This is a genomic window from Ochrobactrum sp. SFR4, assembly GCF_019730395.1.
GTDB lineage: Bacteria > Pseudomonadota > Alphaproteobacteria > Rhizobiales > Rhizobiaceae > Pseudochrobactrum.
In genome coordinates this window covers 1-340 of record NZ_JAAPBB010000436.1, presented here as the reverse complement: position 1 = coordinate 340, position 340 = coordinate 1, and the positions used below count along the sequence as shown (strand labels likewise).

Genomic DNA, 340 nt, shown 5'->3' with positions numbered 1-340 from the left:
ACCTGAAAAGACCGGTTCTGTTCACTCATCTGTTTCAGCCGCCTTTGCCCGTCGTTTATAGCGCATGGTTTCAAAACGCGCCGCCAGCGCATCATAGAGCAGCAAACGGCCCAGCAGAGGCTCTCCGATGCCGGTAATCAGCTTGATCACTTCCATGGCCTGCATTGAGCCGAGAATCGCCGGTAAGGCACCAATCACCCCCGCTTCCGCACAGGAAGGAATCAATCCGTCCGGCGGCGGCTCAGGAAACAAATCGCGGTAATGCGGATAGAGATTGCCTTGCATATCCCGTTCATAGGGTTTCAGCACCGTCAGCGAACCGTCAAACCGCCCCATCGCT

Annotated in this window: 1 protein-coding gene; it reads right to left on the bottom strand. The window is 56.2% G+C overall.

Going from position 1 to position 340, the window contains the following annotated elements:
- Positions 1-21: 21 nt before the first annotated feature.
- Positions 22-340, bottom strand: a 319-nt coding sequence (locus HBA93_RS19710; protein WP_353619413.1) for a ThiF family adenylyltransferase, incomplete at its 5' end; no start/stop codon positions are given.